At 39.3% G+C, this 18857-nt stretch carries 21 protein-coding genes and 1 riboswitch; of the genes, 9 read left to right on the forward strand and 12 right to left on the reverse strand.

Features of this window, described 5'->3' with window-relative positions; genetic code table 11:
• Nucleotides 1-22: 22 nt before the first annotated feature.
• The 5 genes from ACIQXV_RS21490 to ACIQXV_RS21510 all read right to left on the reverse strand — a co-directional run bounded on the left by ACIQXV_RS21490 (nt 23) and on the right by ACIQXV_RS21510 (nt 4946).
• Nucleotides 23-2131, reverse strand: coding sequence for an MMPL family transporter (locus ACIQXV_RS21490; protein WP_402961962.1), 2109 nt, complete (start codon nt 2129-2131; stop codon nt 23-25).
• Nucleotides 2132-2252: 121 nt separating this feature from the next.
• Nucleotides 2253-2804, reverse strand: a complete 552-nt coding sequence (locus ACIQXV_RS21495; RefSeq protein ID WP_402961963.1) for a TetR/AcrR family transcriptional regulator — start codon at nt 2802-2804, stop codon at nt 2253-2255.
• Nucleotides 2805-2976: 172 nt separating this feature from the next.
• Entirely contained in the window at nt 2977-3450 is a 474-nt protein-coding gene (locus tag ACIQXV_RS21500; protein WP_402961965.1) for a CD3072 family TudS-related putative desulfidase, read from the reverse strand.
• Entirely contained in the window at nt 3440-4015 is a 576-nt protein-coding gene (locus tag ACIQXV_RS21505; RefSeq protein WP_402961967.1) for a CD3073 family putative ECF transporter S component, read from the reverse strand. The genes ACIQXV_RS21500 and ACIQXV_RS21505 overlap by 11 nt, the downstream gene beginning before the upstream one ends.
• Nucleotides 4016-4061: 46 nt before the next feature.
• Nucleotides 4062-4946, reverse strand: coding sequence for a selenium metabolism-associated LysR family transcriptional regulator (locus ACIQXV_RS21510; RefSeq protein ID WP_402961968.1), 885 nt, complete (start codon nt 4944-4946; stop codon nt 4062-4064).
• A gap of 352 nt (nt 4947-5298) precedes the next feature.
• Between ACIQXV_RS21510 and ACIQXV_RS21515 the strand changes: the two genes are divergently transcribed.
• The gene (locus ACIQXV_RS21515; protein WP_402961970.1) at nt 5299-6216 is read left to right on the forward strand and encodes a class I SAM-dependent methyltransferase; all 918 of its coding nucleotides are present in this window, start codon (nt 5299-5301) and stop codon (nt 6214-6216) included.
• Between the two features lie 55 nt (nt 6217-6271).
• Here ACIQXV_RS21515 and ACIQXV_RS21520 read toward each other — a convergent pair whose 3' ends face one another.
• The 5 genes from ACIQXV_RS21520 to ACIQXV_RS21540 are packed head-to-tail and all read right to left on the reverse strand — an operon-like array spanning nt 6272 to nt 10012.
• Nucleotides 6272-7228 carry an ABC transporter permease gene (locus ACIQXV_RS21520; RefSeq protein WP_402961972.1) on the reverse strand — a complete coding sequence of 319 codons (957 nt, stop codon included), beginning with the start codon at nt 7226-7228 and terminating at the stop codon, nt 6272-6274.
• Nucleotides 7221-8141: an ABC transporter ATP-binding protein gene (locus tag ACIQXV_RS21525; RefSeq protein ID WP_402961974.1), complete on the reverse strand. Its 921-nt coding sequence runs from the start codon at nt 8139-8141 to the stop codon at nt 7221-7223. Before ACIQXV_RS21525 ends, ACIQXV_RS21520 begins: the two co-directional genes overlap by 8 nt.
• A 5-nt stretch (nt 8142-8146) precedes the next feature.
• Nucleotides 8147-8851 carry an ABC transporter ATP-binding protein gene (locus ACIQXV_RS21530; RefSeq protein ID WP_402961975.1) on the reverse strand — a complete coding sequence of 235 codons (705 nt, stop codon included), beginning with the start codon at nt 8849-8851 and terminating at the stop codon, nt 8147-8149.
• A complete protein-coding gene (locus tag ACIQXV_RS21535; protein ID WP_402961977.1) occupies nt 8832-9221 on the reverse strand; it encodes a GntR family transcriptional regulator in 390 nt (129 codons plus the stop codon). The genes ACIQXV_RS21530 and ACIQXV_RS21535 overlap by 20 nt, the downstream gene beginning before the upstream one ends.
• A gap of 5 nt (nt 9222-9226) precedes the next feature.
• Nucleotides 9227-10012: a hypothetical protein gene (locus tag ACIQXV_RS21540; RefSeq protein WP_402961979.1), complete on the reverse strand. Its 786-nt coding sequence runs from the start codon at nt 10010-10012 to the stop codon at nt 9227-9229.
• A gap of 351 nt (nt 10013-10363) precedes the next feature.
• Between ACIQXV_RS21540 and ACIQXV_RS21545 the strand changes: the two genes are divergently transcribed.
• The 7 genes from ACIQXV_RS21545 (at nt 10364) to ACIQXV_RS21575 (ending at nt 15068) form a co-directional block, all read left to right on the forward strand.
• Complete coding sequence (locus tag ACIQXV_RS21545) at nt 10364-10861, forward strand: sigma-70 family RNA polymerase sigma factor (RefSeq protein WP_402961980.1); 498 nt, start codon at nt 10364-10366, stop codon at nt 10859-10861.
• Nucleotides 10854-11867, forward strand: a complete 1014-nt coding sequence (locus ACIQXV_RS21550; RefSeq protein ID WP_402961982.1) for an anti-sigma factor — start codon at nt 10854-10856, stop codon at nt 11865-11867. The genes ACIQXV_RS21545 and ACIQXV_RS21550 overlap by 8 nt, the downstream gene beginning before the upstream one ends.
• On the forward strand, nt 11852-12160 hold the full coding sequence (locus tag ACIQXV_RS21555; RefSeq protein ID WP_402961984.1) for a hypothetical protein: 309 nt from the start codon (nt 11852-11854) through the stop codon (nt 12158-12160). Before ACIQXV_RS21550 ends, ACIQXV_RS21555 begins: the two co-directional genes overlap by 16 nt.
• Before the next feature lie 578 nt (nt 12161-12738).
• A complete protein-coding gene (locus tag ACIQXV_RS21560) occupies nt 12739-13431 on the forward strand; it encodes an AIM24 family protein (RefSeq protein WP_402961985.1) in 693 nt (230 codons plus the stop codon).
• A 246-nt stretch (nt 13432-13677) separates the two neighbouring features.
• The gene (locus tag ACIQXV_RS21565; protein ID WP_402961987.1) at nt 13678-14007 is read left to right on the forward strand and encodes a PadR family transcriptional regulator; all 330 of its coding nucleotides are present in this window, start codon (nt 13678-13680) and stop codon (nt 14005-14007) included.
• On the forward strand, nt 14004-14402 hold the full coding sequence (locus tag ACIQXV_RS21570; protein ID WP_402961989.1) for a permease prefix domain 1-containing protein: 399 nt from the start codon (nt 14004-14006) through the stop codon (nt 14400-14402). Before ACIQXV_RS21565 ends, ACIQXV_RS21570 begins: the two co-directional genes overlap by 4 nt.
• A 12-nt stretch (nt 14403-14414) precedes the next feature.
• A complete protein-coding gene (locus tag ACIQXV_RS21575; protein ID WP_402961990.1) occupies nt 14415-15068 on the forward strand; it encodes a hypothetical protein in 654 nt (217 codons plus the stop codon).
• A 116-nt stretch (nt 15069-15184) separates the two neighbouring features.
• Here the strand turns inward: ACIQXV_RS21575 and ACIQXV_RS21580 are convergent, their stop codons facing one another.
• Nucleotides 15185-17011 carry an APC family permease gene (locus ACIQXV_RS21580; RefSeq protein ID WP_402961992.1) on the reverse strand — a complete coding sequence of 609 codons (1827 nt, stop codon included), beginning with the start codon at nt 17009-17011 and terminating at the stop codon, nt 15185-15187.
• 150 nt (nt 17012-17161) lie between these two features.
• Nucleotides 17162-17307: riboswitch (cyclic di-AMP (ydaO/yuaA leader) on the reverse strand.
• Nucleotides 17308-17445: 138 nt separating this feature from the next.
• On the opposite strand from ACIQXV_RS21580, the gene ACIQXV_RS21585 reads away from it, so the two are divergent.
• Nucleotides 17446-17604: a bacitracin ABC transporter ATP-binding protein gene (locus ACIQXV_RS21585; RefSeq protein WP_402961994.1), complete on the forward strand. Its 159-nt coding sequence runs from the start codon at nt 17446-17448 to the stop codon at nt 17602-17604.
• Between the two features lie 281 nt (nt 17605-17885).
• Here the strand turns inward: ACIQXV_RS21585 and ACIQXV_RS21590 are convergent, their stop codons facing one another.
• Nucleotides 17886-18416, reverse strand: coding sequence for a nuclease-related domain-containing protein (locus tag ACIQXV_RS21590; protein WP_402961995.1), 531 nt, complete (start codon nt 18414-18416; stop codon nt 17886-17888).
• Nucleotides 18417-18857: the final 441 nt, after the last annotated feature.

The following is an 18857-nucleotide window of genomic DNA, read 5'->3' on the forward strand; positions in this document are numbered from 1 at the left end:
TGGCTGCCGTTCTTTATGAAATCTACCTATTTTCACTAACCTTTTTCTCCTTTTCCAACAAAACAATTAATCCCGGCAGCAGTATTCCTCTTATTAAGAATGTATCTAACAGGATTCCCACTGCGACAATGAAGCCAAAGATAAATAATAGCTGGATGGGCTGTGTCATTAATACAGCAAAGGTTGCAGCAAGAATAATTCCTGCTGAGGAGATGACCCCGCCTGTATTTGCAACAGCGATTTCTACTGCTTCCTTAACAGAGTGTTTCGTCCGCTCTTCTTGGAATCTTGAGATAAGCATAATATTGTAGTCAATTCCAAGTGCGACCAAGAAGACAAAGGCGTAAAGCGGAACCCGGTTGCTAATCGTATCAATATCGAAGATCAAGCTGCTTAAGAATGTTCCTAATCCTAATGCGGAAAGGAATGAAATTAAAATCGTCCCCATCATATAAATAGGCATTTTAATGGATTTTGTTAAGAAGATTAATAAGGCAAAGATTAAAATGGTTTCTAACAAAACGATCACGATAACATCCCTATCATTAACGGAGCGATCATCCACTTTTTCAGCTGTCTCTCCGGCGAAATAAAGTTTTCCGTCAAGCTGGCTGTCCGCCGTTAGTTTTTTGCTCTTGTTTATTATTTTTTCCAATACGTCAATGGTCTTCACGTCATAAGGGTTTTCATTAAATGTCAGGCTATAGTAAAGGACTTGATTGTCCTTGGTTGTTTCGCCTAAACGTACATTACTAACAAGTGGCTGTTCAGCTAGTGATTTACGCAATGTTTCTTGCTGTTCAGCTGTTACCGGTTTTGTCGATTCAACTAAAACCGAAGTTGGCGCTAGGTCTCCGGCTTCAAACTTTTCTCCTAATAGTTCATAGCCTTCGCGGGAAGGCATATCTTTAGGGAAGGATTTCATGGTATCGAACTCATATTTTAGATTGAATAGATTACAAGCGGCGAGCAGTAAGAAAAGGCTAATAACCGCAACGGAAAGGCCTGGCTTTTTCGTAACGAAACGGCCAATTTTTCCCCAGACAACATGCTGATTAGCTGTTTGAACACCGACTTTTGGAATTTTAGGCCAAAAGGATTTTCTGCCAAAAAGGGTGAATAAAGCCGGAACAAGTGTAATCGATGCGAGCATAATCACGGCCATCGTGGTAGCGAAGGTCGGCGCGAAGTTTTGATAATCGCCAAATTGAGCAAAGAATAACACAAGCATGGCTGCTAAAACCGTACCACCTGAAAAGAATACAGGCATTCCCGTTTCCCGCATGGCTTCTTTCATCGCCTCAAATTTGCTTTCATGATTCGTCAGTTCTTCACGATAGCGAGAAAAAACGAATAAGGAGTAATCAATCATGGCGGCAAATAAGAGAATCGACATAATTGAAAGGGTCTGATTGCTTAGGGCAAGACCGGCCTTTCCCATCAACCCAAGTATTTGATTAACCACTTCATAGACAAATACCGCCGCTAACAACGGAATTAACGCTAATAATGGTGAACGGTAAATCACAATTAAGAGTACCAGGATTAAGCCAACTGTTGATAAAATAAGAACAACATCTGCACGGGAAAAAAGATCAAGAGAATCAGTTGCAATTCCAGCAGGCCCCGTTACATATAAGGTTAAATCTGAGGAGTCTGCAACAACCTTTTTGATTTGCTTTAGAGTTTCTTTAATTTCCTTATTTTCTAATGAAGCATTAAAGGTCAACGGAATAATGGCTGTTGTTTTGTCTGCTGAGAAGAACCCGGCCGTTGCTTGAGGAGGTAAGGATGCAATCGGGATGATTTGATCAACCCCAGCAATCTTGTTATTTTTGATTTTGTCTAAAATCGCACCAACCTCTTTGGGCGTCACTTCACCCTGTTTAGATTGGAAGACTAAAATAGCAGGAGTTCCTTCGTTATTAGGAAAATACTGATCCATCTTTTTTTGGGCAATGACAGATATTGCATCTTTCGGAAGGGAATCAATTCTCGATACCTCATAATCCTTAGCGCTTGGCGCAAACATGGCCAAAACCATCGTAATGATTAACCATGCAGCAAGGGTAATCCACATTCCCTTTTTAGTTGAAACCCGGTCGGTAATAGTTTGTAAGAATGATTTCATCTCTTTTGCTGATCTCCTTTCATACTGTAATATTCGAAAGTGACACTTGTGTTACTTTGGAGAAAAATAAATTGACACTATTGTCACTACCATTATCTTTTAAAGTAACAAGAGTGTCAATTTACGTATTTGTGAACATTCCGTGACGGATAACATCCTTTATGGAGCTGACCCATACCGAAGTGGGGATATCAAAATGATTTGGTATGGCGACCGATTGAAAAATATATCCTAAAATTATGGCATTTGGAATGTTGGATTTTAGCTTCCCTTCCTGTTTACCTAATTCTATGAAGCCTTGCAAGTATTGATACATATCGAAATGGAGTTTACCAAACTTTTCTTCATTGCCTGGAATCTGCTGGGCAATTTTGATTAGCTTTTGAATATCGACATGGCTGAAAATTAGTTGTAAAAGAAAGTCAAATTGAGCTTCAAACCCTTGCTGATCGTCTATTTGTTTTAACTTAAGAAGAAATTGATCCATTTCATAAAAGATAAAGTTTGTGAGGAGTTCGTCCTTATTCTCAAAGTATTTATAAAGAGCCCCTCGTGAAACGTTTAAGGAATCGGCTAGTAGGCCAAATGTAAATCCATCATATCCGTGTTTGAGAAGTAGCTGTTTCGTTTCATGAAATAATTCATCTATAGAAAATTTACGTTCGCGTGCCATACTTTCACCTCAGAGATATTATAAACAATTAGATGTGACGTTGGAAAGGAAATTGAATATAAGCTAATTGTTTTTAAAAAACAGGAGTCAATTCCTTAACAGGGACTGACTCCTATTGGTATAATCCTTCGGTGACGATTGAGTTAAATTTCTAGCAATTGTCTGATAATCATTATAAAGTTTCTTTAATATAATGCACATCACTCTTGAATACCGGTTCACTCGTGTTCGGTAAATACCAGAGTGTTTTCAATGTGATTCCTTTTTCAGCAAACATCGCCGCCAGCTCTTCCATAAAAATGCCGCGGGTCGGATCGCATGATGGACTGCTCTGGATCCCCAACAAACCGACAATTTCGTAATCGTTTTTCAGGTAGTCTTCTGCTTGTAAAAGTACAGGCTTCAAGATCTCCCGGCAATGTTTTCGATACTCCGGTGTATTATATTGTTCATATGTCATGGACGGCCGATTCAGTCCGAGAAAGGTAAATTCCGGACATGGCAACTGGAGAAATCCATAGCCTGCTTTCATTGCCCACTCTACAGCTGAAAGGACGGCGCCTTCTGCTCGTGCCTCGTCTTCAATGACGGTATTCTGGTTTAGGATACAATGAGAAACGAGTAAAATCTTTTTACTACGCTGCATTTTTCTTCTCCTTATTCACGATTTTTGCTAGATTTGGCAATCGGGCAATCATGAACATAACGAGCAGGCAGGTAATAATTTTATCAACAAAATTGCCAGTAATTCTTGAAATAAACGTAGAGGCAAAGACACTTTCCCCTGCGGATCTTAACCATAAGACAACTAAGTCCATCCCGCTGCCATTTAATCCGCCATATACAGCAACAGCGATTGGTGTTCCGATAAGCGGTGCGATAATAGATAACATAATTCCGGTAATAAGTGCGATGTACCATTTCCTAAAGTCAAACTTTTTCGCCATGTAACCAGCAACTAAGGCAATGGCGATATTAACAAGTCCAAAAAACATCGCAGATGGCCCTGTTGTGGCGCCAAGAACCACATTTGTTAACCCGCCGGCTAATGCTCCCCACCATGGGCCGAATAATACGGCAACTAAAACCGTACCAATCGTATCAAGAAACAACAAAGGAATCTTCATGGATGACACAACGGTTCCTAGTATGACGTTTAAAGCGATCCCCATTGCGGAATAGGTCAAAATCATGGTTTTACTCGTTTTCATAAAGTTGTTTTCCCCCTCTTTTTTTAAAAAAATATTTCTCTTTGCATCAACCCTTAAATAAAAGCTCCGTAAATTCTTTAATGATTGGCCGGTTTTCTGTATCCGTCAGCGAAGTAAAATAAAAGTTTCTTAGAAATGGATCGAATTTTTCAACAATCTGGATCCGACCCGCTTTTGCGGCGGGCAGTGCTGCCAGTTTCGAAATAAAACTGATGCCAAGTCCTGCTTCTACAGCAGCAATTACGGCTTCGGTACTGCCAATCGAGACAACAGAGTGTAAATCGGAAAGTGAACACTCATGAAGAGATAGGTAATCCTCCATGACCTTCCTGGTACCAGAACCCTTTTCTCTTATAACAAAATCATATTGTTTGATCTGACTTAAATCCGGGTCGTCTGAATGGACCATCGGGTGTTCATTTGGTGTAATCAATATTAGTGAATCAGAGGCAATCGGCCTAAATGTAAGTTTGTTTGAATCATGCTCAAGGCCAATAATTCCTACATCAATTTGATGATCCAGAAGTTTATCGAGGATTTTTTTAGAATCACCAATTTCAATGGTTACCTCGACCTTTGGGTAAAGGTTTCGGAATGTCTTAATCCAACCCGGCACTAGATAGGTTCCAGGGATGGTACTTGCACCAATGGTCAAAGTTCCGGTTAATGTATCTTGAAATCCATGAAGGTCATCCTCCAATCTTCTCCATCTTTGTGATATTTCTTTCGCGGCATGATAAACGAGCTGACCTGCGGCAGTTGGCTGTATTCCCGATGTGCCTCGTTCCAGGAGTTCCAATCCAAGTTCTTCTTCTAAGCTCTTTATTTTAAGGCTTGTTGTCGGCTGTGAACTTTTCAGAGTTGCAGCTGCTTCTGAGAAACTTTTTTTCTCAACAACCAAAATAAACGCTTCAAGTTTATTTAAATTCATATCTACACTCCATCTATATTGATAAATTTAATAATTTATATTAACTTTTTTTATAATAGACTGAAAAAATAATAACGACGGTTAGGACCGTAGTTATACCATTTATTTTAACGCGTGAAACAATGATATGAAAGCGGAATTGAAGCAGATTTTTGTCGATTCTGTTAACAAGGGTGTCATGTTAAAAAGGGTGTCAGGCACCAATGTTTTTTTGAAAAAATAAAAGTTTTTATTGACTTTTATTGAGAATTATGTTAAAATAAATATTTATTGACAGTATGGTAATTCTAACATACAATAAACTCCTAGCAAAATTTTGCTGGGAGTTTTTTCTGTTTAAGGGGGAGATTTTGTGGATGTTAATAAGGAAAGTTTAACAGCGTTAGTAAGCTGCTTTTCTAGAGGTTACCATGCAATGAACAGTCATCAGCACATTTTTAATGATTGGATTGCTCATTCACTTTTACGCGAAGAGGAAAAACAGTTAATCAGCACCAATTGGGCTAATGCAATTGCCTTTTTTGACCCGGAAAAGAATGAATCTTTGAAGGCGTTTGAAGAAAAATTAGAATGGGTGATGAATAACCAGACGATTCCACAATTAGTCAGCCGGGCAAGATATGCAGAGGACGGCCTTATGTCTGCTATTGAACGTGGTGTGAAACAATATGTCATTTTAGGGGCTGGCCTTGATACGTTTGCCCTTCGTCAAAAAAACTTACCGGAAGATTTTATCATCTATGAAGTCGACCACCCCGCAACCCAAGCATTTAAACGAAACCGCCTTCAAGAAATGGGTTTTGATATTCCTGCAAACGTAAAATTTGTTCCCGTAGATTTTAAGCAAGATTCCTTACCTGATGAGCTAAAAAAAGGCGGCTATGATTCTCAAAAGTATGCCTATTTTAGTTTATTGGGTGTCGTCATGTACTTAGAAAAGGCTGATTTCTTTAACCTCCTTTCTTCTATTTCAGATATGTCTATGAACGGAAGTTCTTTCGTCTTTGATTACCTTGATGATACGGCTTTTAATGACGGAAAAGCTTCAAAGAAACTTATTCAGATGCGGCAAATTACTGCCATGACAGGTGAACCGATGGTTACGGGTTTCGATCCGTTCGAGCTTGACCGGGAGCTTCAAGCTTGCAATATGCTACTATATGAAAATCTTTCTCCCGCCAATATCGAAGAATTGTATTTTGCGGACAGAGGAAATGGATTACATGCATTTGACCATTTTCACTTCGCACATCTGGTTGTGCATAAATAATAGTAGGAAGCCCTCACCCAACAAAGTGGTGAGGGCCTCCTACTATTATTTTCTGTTAAACTGAAATATCCCGTTTTGTGAAAATACCAAAGGCGAGAAGATGGAAAATAGCAAAATAAATCAATATCATCGTAATGGAGAAGCCAATTGTCATTCCTTCTACCAATGGCATTCCATCATAATATTGCATTAAGTTTGTGTTGGCAAAAAGGCTATATTTTGCCCAATCAAACTTACTGGCCAATAGGTTTGTAATGGTTCCGCCCATGAGCAAAAGGAATACGGAAAGACCAATGGCCAAACTGCTGTTTCTAAAGACAGCCGAAATCATAAAGGCCATTGCCACCAGTAAATACACGCTTAAGGAATTTAACGCATATGTTTTTACTAGATATAAGAATAGGTTTTGTTCCACAACCGCTCCGTTTACGAACGCGAGATGTACATTATTAGCGGCTACGCCCGTTCCAAAAAGTACAAACCCGGTCGCTCCGGCAATCACAAATACCACAGCGAGCATGAGCAAAAAGAATAGATTGACAGCAATATATTTAGAAAGTAATATTTTCCATCTATTAAACGGTTTTACTAAAAGGATTTTGATTGTGCCCCATGAAAATTCATGGGCAACAATACCAGCCGCAATGATAATCACGAATAGTCCGGCAAAACTGATCAAATCTGCCGAGTCGTTCATAAATGTCCAAACTGTGCTTTCTTTTGCAGGGGCTACATCATGCTTGATTCGGTATTCATTAATCGCGATTTGTTTATTCGTATATTCCCTTAACGAAGGAGCCACGATTTCTGCGCCCTCCATGTTTTGTTTCAGGCTGGTATTTTCCGCTTGCAATGCTTGCTTCCAATCGCCTGCAGCCGGGCCTGCTTTAGACTCCATATATTTAGTCAATCCTCCGGCAGCCATGACGATCAGGGCGAGTAAAGCAATCATCAAAAGGGTGCTTTTTTGCTTACAGATTTTTACCCATTCGTTGTAAATAAGACTAAGCATTGGCCGCCACCTCCTCCTCCTGCGTAATTTCTAAAAATCTGTCTTCGAGCGATTTTTTTATCACTTTCATTTCAAAAACAAGAATGTCATTCGTAAGAAGAATGCGCAATACATCAGGTACTTGCGGTGTTTCTAGTAACAGCTGAATACCATCTTCATGCCCGGCAGCCTGAATGTTATGCGCAGCTAATACTGCAATCGCCTCACTGGGGTTATTCACATCGCACACATAGGTTTTCTTTTCAACTTCTGTATCATCGCGAACTTGCTGCACATTGACTAATTTGCCTTTTTGAATGATGGCAATCCTGTCACACATCATTTCCATTTCCGATAGCAAATGACTGGAAACAATAATGGCAAGGTTCTTTTCTTGGGCCAGTCTTCGTAAGTAATCCCTAATTTCACGGATGCCGGCCGGGTCAAGTCCATTGGTAGGCTCATCTAAAATCAGCACCTTCGGATTATGCAAGAGGCTTTGTGCAATCCCAAGTCGCTGCCTCATCCCCAGTGAATACGTCTTTACTTTATCGTGGATACGATCCGATAAACCAACGAGCTTCACGGCTTCATCGATTTTTTCCTTTGTCATTCCTTTTGTTAAACGGGCCACTTGCTGCAAGTTTTGATATCCAGTTAAAAATTTATAAAGCTCGGGATTTTCTACAATGGCTCCTACATGCCTAATGGCGTTTTCATAGTCTTTCGCAACGCTTTTTCCACAGATGGCAATTTCGCCTGAGGTGATTCCGATTAATCCAACAATCATTCGGATGGTTGTTGTTTTCCCGGCGCCATTTGGCCCCAGAAATCCAAATACTTCCCCAGCCTCAACGGAAAAGCTAAGATTATCTATGATCGTTTTTCCACGTATTTTCTTTGAAACATTTTTCAACTCTACTACCGATTTCATCCTTTTCACACTCCCATTTGTTTCATTGTCTGTTTAAACCATTCCAAAACGGATATGCCCTGTTCCTCACGAAGCTGTTCCACATTTTCTCTTCCAATTATGTTACCGTTGTAGATCACCATAACTTCATCCATAATCGATTCGATTTCATCAATTTCATGAGTAGCAATCAGAACAGTTTGTTCTTCAAAGTTAATGTAAGATAATAAGCTTTTAACAATTGAATCCCTTACCAGCGGATCTAATCCGGAAAAAGGTTCATCAAGTAATACAATGGGCACTTCCCTTGATAACGTGAGCACAAGCTTTAACCGGCCTCGGTTTCCTTTTGAAAGTTGTTTGATTTTTTTATTGCCGGAAAGATTCATCTCCTTTAATAGTTGATGCGACTTTTCTAGGCTGAAATCAGGGAATTGGGATGCGTAAAAGGCAATAATTTTATCAACGGTAAAGGAATCGTAGAACATGTCGAGTTCGGTTAAATAGGCAACTGATTTGCAAATTCTCCGTGTTGCCTTTTCTCCCAAGACAGTAATGGTTCCGTGATCTGGATAGACGAGTCCGGTAATCATCTTTAAGGTGGTCGACTTGCCGCTGCCATTCGGGCCAAGCAGACCGTATATTTTCCCCGGTTGAAAATCCATGCTCACCTGATTCAATGCGACATCTGATCCGTATTTTTTCGTTACGTTATTTAAGTGGATCGTCATTTTGCTCACCTTCTTTTAAAAATGATTCTAGTCTGGAAATCATCTGCTGTCGTGAAATACCAAGCTCCTCCATACTTTTAACAAACTGGCTGATAATCTCCGTTTGCATCGTATGCCTTAATCGTTCCACAATAATCTCCCCTTCAATGACAAATGTCCCTTGTCCCCGCTTCGTTTCCACTACTCCCATTCTTTCCATTTCCGCATATGACCGTTGAATTGTATTCGGATTCACGCCTGAGTGAATCGCCATTTCTCTTACAGAAGCCAGCTTTTCACCCGGCCCAATTTCTCCGCGCACAATTCTTTGAAAAATGGTATCGACAATTTGCATATATATTGGTTTGGATGTTTCAAAATTGGTCGCCATCCCGATTACACCTCAACTTTCTTATCGAGAAGCCGGCTTGCAATGAAAAATAAAATGATGGTTAGAATCGTGTATAAAATAATCGGAATAATCGGCAGGGATGCACTCATGTATTTAATTTCCCATCCGTTTTGAAGATCGTAATTCATACTTGGAGCCACTTGCAAATTAATACCGAAAGTAAAAAGTTCTTGTGGAAGTACTTGAAGTTTGACAAGTAATGCCTCGAATACGTTATAGGAACCCCAAACGAGCAGGACAACAAGCCAACGGAAATTTTTTACCTTTGGGTATTTACCAAGTGAATGATAAACAGTCCAAAGGAAAATGACCCAAAGCGAAATGTAGATCGAAATCGACAACATACCACCATGGAAGAATAAACCTTGTTTAATAGGGAGAAATTCGCGAAAGCTGCCGATTAAGCCATGCTTCACAAGAATGCTCGTCACGAACACACCATACAGAGATAGAAGGCATTGTGAAATAATCTGCAGTAAGAACGCAGCACTGATTTTGGAAAATAACAACTTTTGACTGCTTTGCGGATTGTACAGCCAAATTTGTGTTTTCCCTTCAATCCTCAAAGTCTGAAGGATGATGATGGGCATTAAAAAAATATGGATACCCGCAAGCATGACGAAAATGGGCACAATCACACTTGGCTCAGCAATCCAGTTAGAAAGGATATATCCTCCCCCCATACTCAGTGCTGTGAACACCAACCAAACAATGTACCAAAATCTCATTAATGTTAAATCCTTTTTTAATAAACCTATAAGAGCGTCCATTATTTTGCCTCCAGTATCCATGTATTAGTGTACTAATCAAATAGTACACTAATACAAAGATTGCTGTCAAGAAAATTTTACCAAATGAGTAATTTAGTTAATTATTAAAAAAGCTGCAACACTTGAACAAGGGGGGAGTCCCTTATTCAAGTGTTGCTTTTTTAATTTGCTGATAAATCAGATTAGCGCGTAATAGAATATAAATTTACACCCTATTAAGGTCGTCTATGGAAGTGAACACAGTAAAAAACAACATTATTTATGAATATAACTATTTTTTTAAAATTTTCATCTAAAATCTGCAACCTTTTGCTATCGTTAAACGTGGTTAGGGTGAAAGGGGGAGCAGGTGTGGAGTTAGATCAGGCTTATCGAGAAAATGTAAATGATTTATATCGCTACCTGTACTCCCTTTCAAAGGATCATTTTATTGCGGAGGATTTGGTTCAAGAGGCTTTTTACCGGGCCTATTTGCACCTGGAGGATTATGAAATCTCCAATATTCGTGCTTGGCTATTTAAGGTCGCTTACCATGCCTTTATTGATTTTCAACGAAAAAATAAACGGCTGGTAACCGTCGACCAACTGGTAGAGGGTGAGTCTGGCTCAAAGGAGACGCCGGAGAAACGGCTGCTGGAAAAAGAAAGCTTTCAAAGGCTGCTTGCAGACATTGACTCATTAAGGGAGCAGGAAAGACATGTTTTGCTGTTATGCGACTTGCATCAGTTGAAATACCATGAAGCAGCCGATGTTCTTGGAATAAAATTAAATACTTTGAAAAGTCATTTACACAGAGCGAGAAAGAAAGTTATGGATAGAGTCAAAGAAAGGATGAAGACGGATGAGTGATAGACATGATGAGGAAAAAGGCTATCAACAATATTTACAGGAATCCGTAAAGGAGATGAATGAATTTCAGCCTTATACAGAGGAGGGTCAATCAGAGATTGTGAAACTTGGAAAATATACCGCCAGAAGAACAAATATCATGATCAGTCTGGCGATTTTGCTTCTGATTGTTCCGGTTATGACATTGGCTTCCTATATGTATTATGCAACTGGCGACAGGGCCAACCAGCTGATTGATGTTGCGACGAAAACCATTTATGTGACTGAGCCAAATATGAGCCTGGAAGAGCTGCGCCTGGAAGATGAAGTCGGCTTTTTCTCGATGACTATCAATTTTGATTTATTTAAAAGAATTGGTAAAGAGGATTTCAAGGTTGGCAACTATGATATTGATTTTTTACTGGATCAGCCCGACTTTCCGAAGAAAAACCTGTTTTTAGAACGGCCGTTGGATGAATACCCTAATAAAGAAACCGAGTTCATGGTTCATCCTGATGCAACTCTGACTTTTTCGTCAACCACAGGCTGGGATATGTTGAAAAAACTTCCGGATGGGACGGTTTCAGAGGTGTATGTTTCTTTAAATCAGGTTATGAAGCCGGAGGAATTGAAAGAGAGTCTGCCAAAAAATATGGAGCTCCGCTGGCTTGCTGTGGATACAGGTATGGATGCAGCCCAGGTAGATCAAGAGGGAGTCCCAATTACGCCATTAGGTTATCCGGCACAGTACGATCCAACCACTTGGTCTCCATTCAAAACAGATGATAATGAAAAGGCCTTTCTTGAAATTCTATTGCAGCTTGAAAAAAATGAATCAGTAGCTACCAAAGTGGCACGCGCTAAATCCTTGTCATTGGGAAGCCGCCTCGCTTATATCAAAAAACATGGAATAAACGTATACGGCGCCGTCATCACCGGTCCGACAGAAGAGCTAAGAAAACTTCAGGACATGCGGGAAATCCGGGCTGTGAAAGTAGGGGAGGTTAAATTATGGAATTGGGAATAAAGAAAAAAGGAGGCGGCCGGCGCCTGCCAACCATATCAGGGTTCTTATCTTTCCTGATTGCTCTTATTGGACTGGCCGGCTTAAACGTTGCCCTGTTGTTAAAAGTACCGATTTTTCCTAGAACGTTTATCGTTGAGCTTCCGCTCGTGGGCTTTTTCCTCGGCCTCCTTGGGCTAATTACGAGGAAAAGGTCGAGATTATATGCAATCTGGGGCCTTTCTTTAAGTATCTTTTTATTACTGTTTACTCTATTAATGATCATCGCAGGATTAAGCATTAATCCAAAACCGTAAGATCATTTTTAGGGGAATGGTAATTTTTCCCCATCAATGGGCATACTGTTTGATAAAATATGTCCATTGGGGTGATTTACTTGGGGAATCTGGCAAGTCTCTGTTGGGAAGGGCTTACCCTTAAACATGTCTCCCATCCGAAAATAGTGAAACCCTATTTGGTGTTTGTGTTTACAGCCCTCTTATTTGAATTATTTTTGCTGGTGTTATTTGGGGTTGCAAGCTTTATTTTTTATACCAGTAGTTTACGTCCGGATTTTCTCTATTATATTAGTGGCGCGATTTTAGTTATCTTTTTATTTATAACGGTTTTAATGATAAAAACCATTTTATTTAAAATACACTCTTAAACAGCATCGGGAATGTGATCCGGTGCTGTTTTTCTTTCCTGATTTGAATAAATAGAAAGTCAATTGTCATGGAAGAATAGTTTTACCATCGTTTTCAACTCTTATCAACATTTGCCCTTATCGTAAGCATCGATTGTGAATGGGGTATGAATAGAAGATTAAAAGTAAATTTTTGAAACAATTTTAACTTTTCCACGTACATACAATTATGGAAGGGAGTTGGTCTGGATGAGCAGATACTCAATGGAGGAATTTATTCAACAAACGGAGCAAAAGGATAAAGGTGAAGGCTTTTTTGAATTAGAGACACCCCGAATGCTTGAGGTGAACTTGGATGGGCTTGTATGGGCAAAAGCAGGGTCAATGGTTGCCTATCATGGAAAAATAAAATTTGAACGTGAAGGTATTTTAGAACACGGACTGGGAACAGCGTTTAAAAAGGCTTTTACCGGCGAAGGGGCTTCCTTAATGAAAGCGAACGGCCGAGGGAAATTGTACCTTGCGGATGAGGGGAAAAAGATCATTATTTTAAATTTGCAAAACGACTCCATTTTTGTGAACGGTAACGACCTGCTGGCATTTGAACCGGGGATTAAGTGGAATATTAAATTAATGAGGCGAATTGCTGGAATGATGGCGGGCGGCTTATTCAATGTCCGTTGTGAGGGAACTGGCATGATCGCGATTACCACCCATTATGAACCGCTGACATTACGGGTTTTGCCGGGTCAGCCGGTGATTACCGACCCAAATGCCACGGTCGCCTGGTCCGGAAACCTCCAGCCGGAATTTCAAACAGATATCAGTTTAAAAACATTCTTCGGCAGGGGCAGCGGCGAATCGATCCAGATGAGGTTCGAAGGCGATGGCTTCGTCGTTGTGCAGCCATATGAAGAGGTTAAGAGGGTGGAGAAGAGTTAACAGGGTCTCTAAAGACAAAAGCACTCTGAAAAAAGATTGATGAAAAAAACGTATGAAAAAACATCTTTCAAAGTTTTGGAAGATGTTTTTTGTGTTGTAAGGGGCGGAGCGACTATAAAGTCAATGTAAAAACCATTTAACTTAAAAATAAGGAAAATTTTTTCAAATATTACTTTGACAGATAGAGTAATTCGATGTAATATTACTCTATCAGATAGAATAGTTAATAATCAAGGAAGTGAAAAGATGATTAGAAGCGATCTTATTCGCGGTCATTTGGATTCGATTATTTTGCGCCTGATTTTTGAACAAGACAGGTATGGCTATGAAATATCGAAGGAAATCAGTTCACGAACAGACAATCGATTTCAGATAAAAGAAGCAACATTATATGCTGTATTTCAGCGACTTGAGAAAAAGGAATTAATTGAATCGTATACGGGAAGTGTTTCCCAGGGAGGGAAAAGGAAATATTACAGGATTACCACGCTTGGAAAGGCATATTTAAAAGAAATGGTTGAAGAATGGAAAGAAACGAAAGAAGTAATCGATTTATTTATGGAGGGGTTAAAGTGAAAAAATTAAAAAATCATGTGGATGAGCTGTTTAAAGATGTTCCAGAGAGTGAGCAAAAGAAGGCTGTAAAGCAGGAAGTATTAGAAAACCTTGAAGAAAAAGTGCTGGACTTAATGGAACAAGGTAAGGAAGAGGAAGATGCGATTAATAAAGCAATTGTAGACTTTGGCGATATTGAAGACTTAAAAAAGGAGCTGGGTGTAAAGCAGCCGGTGAAAAAAAACATGACGAAATTAAATTTAGGTTTTTCCATTTGGGGCAGTATTCTTATCATCGCGTTATTTGTGTTTATCAATTTTGCCTATTCGCCGCAAACAATCTGGTTTGTCTATCCAACATTCGCGGTGTTATGGTGGCCGCTAACCATGTATTTCAATTGGCAGCGGTCAAAATAGGGAGGGATTACAATGAGAAAATTTGATCCAGGCTTCGCCGTCGCGGGAAGTATCATGACTATTATCTTTCTTATGCTTGTTAACTATTTAACTAGCAGTCAGTACGTGTGGTTTTTTTATCCTTCTTTTGTGCTGTCATTGTGGCCAATTGGTGTGTACTGTGTGAAAAAAGGGAAACACAAACAACTAGCTCTTTCATATAGTTTATTGCTTATCTCCTTTTTGACAGTTGAGAATTTCCTCCATTCACCACAGTATCCCTGGTCAATTTTGACGATTTATCCGATTTTCTGGTGGCCAATTCTAGTTTTTTTAGAAAAGCGTGCGCTAACCTTAACCGTGGCCTTGATAGGGAGCTCGACGATTATTTTCTATTATGCTGTGCTTAATGTATTCGTGTGGCCGCAGCATCCGTGGGCCATCTACCCTGCCTTCGTTGTATTATGGTGGCCGCTTACCATCTATCATGCCAAGCGAAAAACCTTTTTTGCATTCTCACTTCATGCCACTCTCTTACTAACGATCTTTTTTATTACAGTCAATGCCATCTCCAGCACCGGCGAGATCTGGGCCGTATACCCAATCTTTTGCGTACTTTGGTGGCCGTTAAGCATGTACTATTTCGTCTATAAAAGAAGACTATATGGCTCAAGGTCTAGTCGTTAGCGATTTACTTCTTCCTCATTCGTTCCCCTTATTTGCGAACCTTAAGGAAAACATTAGTATAATAAAAAAACATCTGGTCCTTTGATCAGATGTTTTTTGTTAGAGACATATGAGATTTACTTTTTCAAATGGTAAGGCACAGTCGTAATAATTACGTTTCTCCGATAAAGTAAGAATGAACGAATCAGCAAACTTGATTGGTTATGAAGAATATTGTGCCAGCCTTTCTTAGGGATAAATTGCGGAATGACTACGGTAACTTGATAATTCGATTCACTCGCTTTATGTTCAACCGTATCGACAAACTTAGTCAATGGTTGAATAATACTGCGATAATGAGAATGTAATGTCACAAGCCGAACATCGGGCTGCCACTTTTTCCATTTCTCTTCAAACTTCTTTTCATCTTCTCTTTCAAAAGCAACGTAAACGGCAATAATCTGGTCGGGTGATAGAGATTTTGCATAATTGATGGAGTTCTCTACCACGTGCGTTATACCGGCAACCGGTACCACAATGACATTCCCTTCAATCCGGGGCACGGGCTCACAGGTGCTGATTCTAAGTTGGTCGCCTACTGCATCATAATGCTTTCTGATTCTATGGAAAACAAAAATAATAATCGGAATAAAAATTAACACAGGCCAGACCCGATCGAACTTGGTTAAAAAGAACACGATTGTTACAGTAAAGCTAATCAATGCCCCTGTTGTGTTAATAATGAGCTTCGGCACCCATCCAGCTGGTTTTTCACGAAGCCATTTCAACATCATTCCCGTTTGCGACAACGTAAATGGAATGAAAACCCCAACTGCATAAAGCGGGATAAGATGTTCCGTCTGACCTCCAAAGGCCATGATTAAAAGAATTGAGGAAATTCCAAGGATAATGATACCGTTAGAGTATCCTAATCGGTCACCCCGAATGGTAAATATTCTTGGGATGAATTTATCTTTTGCCAAATTCACAGCGAGTAGCGGGAATGCTGAGTATCCCGTATTAGCCGCAAGGATTAAGATTAAGGCGGTAGTCCCCTGAATAAAATAATACATGCCGTTTCGTCCAAAAACATTTTCGGCAATTTGCGAGACAACCGTCACTTCATGGCGGGGAGCAATCCCGTAAAAATAGGCTAATAATACAATTCCGGAAAAAAGTATAGCTAATAAGGAACCCATCGCCATTAACGTTTTGGCAGCATTTTTAGGAGCGGGGTCTTTAAAGTTTGGAATTGCATTAGAAATCGCTTCTACACCTGTTAAAGCGGAACTTCCAGACGCAAAAGCCCGTAAAAGAATAAATAGACTAATTCCTGCAACAGGTGTACCAATCGGTGCAGATAAATCAGGTGAAACCCTGCCGGTTATAATATTGAATAATCCGACTCCAATTAAAATTAATAAAGCAAGCACAAATAAATAAACAGGATACGCTAAAATAGACGCTGATTCCGTTACCCCTCTTAAGTTCAAGATGGTAATAAAAATGACAAAAATGATGGCAATCGCTACATTGTGTGCATGTAAGGCAGGAAATGCCGATGTAATAGCATCGGTACCAGCAGACACACTTACAGCCACCGTTAAAATGTAGTCTACTAATAAGGATCCACCCGCTATCAGCCCCGGATTAATACCTAAATTTTCTTTTGATACCACGTATGCTCCGCCGCCATGTGGATAGGCAAAGATAATCTGGCGGTAGGATAGAATTAAAGCAGCTAATAAAATTAATACCCCTATAGCAATTGGAATAGAATACCAAAAGGCGAGTGTGCCTAATGTCGCGAGGACAATCAATACTTGTTCCGGTCCATAGGCTACGGATGATAGCGCATCCGACGAAAGAATCGCTAATGCTTTCGTTTTTGAAAGCTTTTGTTCCCCTAAAGCTGTTGATTTTAAAGGACGCCCAATTAATAATCTCTTGATAGAAGACATCATACCTGTTCACCGCCGAATAAATATAAATATATTGTTCTCTATTTACCTAAAAAAACCCCAATACAAGGGATTTTTATTTAAATAAAAAAGTCTACAAGTCATCAATGAATAGACCTGTAGACATTATTTTTCATGTCGCACAAGCTCCACCTTCCTTCTCATATAACGCTTACGAGGTTAGCTGTCGGATTCGGGCCATTGAGTAGCCCTACCTAGAAAGGATTCACCCCTTTGGGTTAAAGATCAACCCGGAAGAATGGTTCCCCCGCACCAAAAGGTTTTAGCGATTTAGAAATTTGAAACTGTTGATTATCATACTCCCGTGTTAAAAAAAAGTAAATAAAAATTTTATTGTAAATGGTAATTTTATCTAAGAATATTTTTCATAAGCAAAGTAAATAATAAAAGTATTTTAGTCGAAGAGGAGGGCTACCGTGTTTAGCCATAAAAAACCTTTACTAACGGATGAGTTTTTAGATGAATTGGCAAAGGAAATTTCCCAATTATATGGTGATCCTGCAAAGAAACAAAATAAAGAGCAGGAACATGAGGGGTATTGGATGCAAAACCCAGGGGGAAAAAGAGAAAAATGAATCCAATAGAGGGTATTGGATGCAAAACACGAGGAGAAAAAGAGAAAAATGAATCCAATAGGGGGTATTGGATGCAAAACGCGAGGAGAAAAAGAGAAAAATGAATCCAATGAAGGGTATTGGATGCAAAACCCGGGGAGTAAAAAAATCCCCAATTGGCTTCCAAGAAACCAAAACGGAGATCCTTTTATCATATATTCTAATTTTGTTTCCCTCTATTTACTCATAAGAAGACCACTGACCATATCCATTGGATTTCAGATTTTTCTTTAAAATCCTGCTTATCCTTGCCCTAGCCACATCCACTTGACACCAATCAAGAACAACATTAGTTGTAATTTTTTTATCAGGAAATAGGAGCTTAAGCCACTCACACTCCTTAGTACAGCAGATTCAATTCCCTCCTCAAACCCACATTCATTACACGATATTTTTCTTCCGTTTAAAAAAACCGAAAACGAGTGGCAATCCTTGCAAGTTTGGCCCTTTTTTAACTGATCATATTCATATTTGGGTAACTCTGTATAAGGTGATTCAGTTTGATGCAGGGAAACCAATAGCTCTGCAAGCTTTTGGTGTCTAGCATTTAACTTGGATGTTGAGGCATTTAGCTTTTTCATAAGAAAATCAAGTTGTGTTGGATATATTATAGGTTTGTTCTTAGGTGCTTGATATAGGGTGAAAGTGGGATTAATAAATACCACCCATGCCTTTATGGGGATTCTGAAACCGTGCTTTAGTAATAGTTGGCTGAGTAGTGATTCACATCTGTTTAACTGGTGCAGGGGATTTTGGATCTTATTTCCGTTCATCGGGTAGAAATTTTCTGATTCGAAGTAATAATCACCCTCATAATTTTTTATTTCGAAGAGGTGTTAAGTTTCCTGAATGATAAAAGAATCAATTTGGAATGATGCATTATTACTCTTAAGCAGCAAATCGTTTAGGATCAATGAATCACTTTGAAGTTTTTCGGTTAATTTATCGAACATTACTTCCCCCTCAAAGCCCTTTTTAAGGTTAAAGTAATACTTTTTGTCATTTTCTAGTAGTTCCATTCTTGAATCCAATAATCTAAAAATCTTTATCTTATCTGATTCGGAACGAGGTCTATAGAACATACTCCACTACCTTTCAAACTTTTTACTAGTTCAAGTACATTTTATAAAAAAGTCATGCTACTTTTGGAATATATTAGTGAACAATTTGTTAACACCATTAATAAAATAATATTTAGAAGATTCTTGACACGT

Source organism: Neobacillus sp. NPDC097160 (assembly GCF_044762155.1).
GTDB lineage: Bacteria > Bacillota > Bacilli > Bacillales > Cytobacillaceae > Neobacillus.